Annotated in this window: 2 protein-coding genes; one reads left to right on the forward strand and one right to left on the reverse strand. The window is 36.3% G+C overall.

Features of this window, described 5'->3' with window-relative positions; all coding sequences use genetic code 11:
• Window positions 1-102: 102 nt before the first annotated feature.
• On the reverse strand, window positions 103-2,034 hold the full coding sequence (locus FD09_RS15355; RefSeq protein WP_056988599.1) for a heavy metal translocating P-type ATPase: 1,932 nt from the start codon (window positions 2,032-2,034) through the stop codon (window positions 103-105).
• A gap of 358 nt (window positions 2,035-2,392) precedes the next feature.
• On the opposite strand from FD09_RS15355, the gene FD09_RS15360 reads away from it, so the two are divergent.
• A partial coding sequence (locus tag FD09_RS15360; RefSeq protein ID WP_057822556.1) for an ArsR/SmtB family transcription factor occupies window positions 2,393-2,688 on the forward strand: 296 nt, incomplete at its 3' end.

Genomic DNA, 2,688 nt, shown 5'->3' on the forward strand with positions numbered 1-2,688 from the left:
TAGCATAAGCACCCTAACTGATTTATAAAAATATGCCTCTAAAGTTTCCAAAACTTCAGAGGCATATGAAAACGAGAATTAGTTAATATTTGAAACAGGTTATTAATTTTTGATAGGCTTAGAATTAGACCTTAACAATCGAAGCCCATTCAGAATAACAACCAATGTACTTCCTTCATGAATAATGACACTGATTGCAATATCCGTTAAGCCTAAGAAACTAACGACAACTAAAAAGGCAACAACGGCCATTGAAAAAATAACATTCTGCCAAATGACACGATTCATTTTCGTAGATATATTATGAGATTGTACCAATTTGGATAAATCGTTTTGCATTAAAACTAAATCCGATACCTCTACTGCCACATCGGTCCCATCTCCCATAGCGATTCCCACATCTGCGTTTACGAGAGCGGGGGCATCATTCACTCCGTCTCCAACCATGGTAACTACACCGTATTTTTCTTTTTGTTCGTCTATAATTCTGGATTTGTCTTCCGGCATGACATTCGCAATCACTTCATCTATTCCTAATTGTTTAGCGACTGCTTTACCCGTCATTTCTGAGTCACCAGTAATTAATGTGGTATGTATGCCTTGTTCTCTGAAATAATCAATGGTTTCTTTTGCATGCTCACTCGGAACATCCATGAGGGCAATAAGACCTATAACAGCCTCATCTACTGCTACGTATACGACCGTCTTACCTTCTGACGACCATTCATTATTTAAACGACTATATTCATCTGAAACATCGTCAAACGAAGTCGGTTTTCCTATACGATAATTTCTCCCTTTGTAATCTCCTATCAATCCTTTGCCGATCTGGTTTTCTACTTCGATAGTTAGTTTATTTTTTTGCTCAAACTTTCTTAGAATAGCATCTGCTAAAGGGTGATTGGATTCTTTTTCAAGAGCTACTACGATATCAATCATGTTTTCTTCGTTCACGGAATCAGCAAAATAGTAATTGGTTACTTCAGGTTTTCCTTTAGTCAAGGTTCCTGTCTTGTCAAATGCAATGGCTTGAGTATCGGCTAATTGAGACAGGTAAGAACTACCTTTTGAAAGGACGCCTTTTTTGGCCAAGTTAGAAGTCGTCGATAAAGTTACCGATACAGTAGCCGCTGCTAAAGCACAGGGTGAAGCTGCCACTAAAAGGACCAATCCTCTATAGATACTTTGTGACCATGTCCAGTCTAGGAGAAAAGGAGCCAATAACATGAATAACGGAATGGCAATTAAAACAACTGTAACGTATTTCGGTTCAAATTTTTGGATTATACTCGTAGCTTTTGTTTGGTTGTCTTGGTTCTGGTTTACTAACTGTAAAATTTTTGAAAATACTGTATCTTTATTTTCTTTAGTGACTTCCATTGTGAAAGTACCTGTTCCATTGATTGTACTTCCGAAAACGTCGTCTCCTTTGGACTTCTCTTTTGGGATACTTTCTCCATTAATAGATGACTCATCAATGGACGTAGAGCCTGACAAAATGACGCCATCAATGGGGACTTGATCGCCATTCAATACTTGAAGTTGATCTCCCACTTTTAATTCACTGACGTCAACATTTTTTGTACTGCCATCAGGCTGGATTAACCGGGCAGTCGTTGGATTCATTTCGAGTAATTTCGTGATTTCTCGTTTACTTCTTCCTTCTGCATAATCTTCCAAAAAATGTGCACCAGAAAAAATAAGAATCAATAATGTACCTTCCCCAAAATTCCCCATTAAAGAAGCGCCAATGGCCGCTAATCCCATCAAAATGTGAGAGTTGGGCATGAACTTTTTTTGAACTTTGGAGTTCTCGATTGTTTCTCCAAGGCCTTCAAGAATAATGACATGATATCCTGCACTGATTGTAGCGATTGAGAATAAAATATTTCGCATTAACTGATAATCTTCATTCAAAAATAAAGCGATCACCGCTAAGGCTAAACCAATAAAGTATAAAACGATTGGCATTTTTCCGTGTTCATGGTCGTGATTATGTTTTTCTTGAGATTGTTGTTCTTCGATAGTTTCCATTTTTATCACCTTCCTATATAATTCCTTTGATTTCCATTCATTTACTTATTAAATCACACAAATTCCCACTAAAAGAAGAGAAGTATTCATGTAATTTCCATTGTCTCTGACTCCTTTCAGTTGTCCCATATGTAAATCGGAATCTTTACGTTTTACATATGAATAACAAATCATATGTTTACAAAATCATATTAACTCACTGTATGAGTTTTGTCAAGACAAGATGCTTCTTATTCAAATGGACTACTATTGCTGATACAAAAGTCTTAATTTTGTCTATAAACAAAAAACTAGCATCGTTTTACTCATGTGATATTATATATATGAATGGAAAATCATGTGAGAGGAATAAGAGCATATGGATACATCAACAACTTCGCCAATCAATAAAGAGAAGATCCAATCAATAAGCAAAGAATTCAAAGTGATTAGTGACCCTACACGCTTGTCAATTCTCTTTCTTTTACAGAAAGAAGAGCTCAGTGTTGGAAACATTGTGCTTGCATTGGATATGGAACAGTCCGCGATTTCACACCAACTAAAAATATTGAATGATTCACATTTAGTGAAGGCAAGAAGAGAAGGGAAAAGCATGGTTTACAGTCTTGATGATCTTCATGTTTTCAGTACTCTCGAACAAGTCTTAACTCATAT

Origin of the sequence: Schleiferilactobacillus perolens DSM 12744, assembly GCF_001435585.1 — a bacterium.
Lineage (GTDB): Bacteria > Bacillota > Bacilli > Lactobacillales > Lactobacillaceae > Schleiferilactobacillus > Schleiferilactobacillus perolens.

Excerpts from the sequence above, each read along its gene's own strand:
- FD09_RS15355 (WP_056988599.1), bottom strand. The coding sequence starts at position 2,034 with ATGGAAACTATCGAAGAACAACAATCTCAAGAAAAACATAATCACGAC.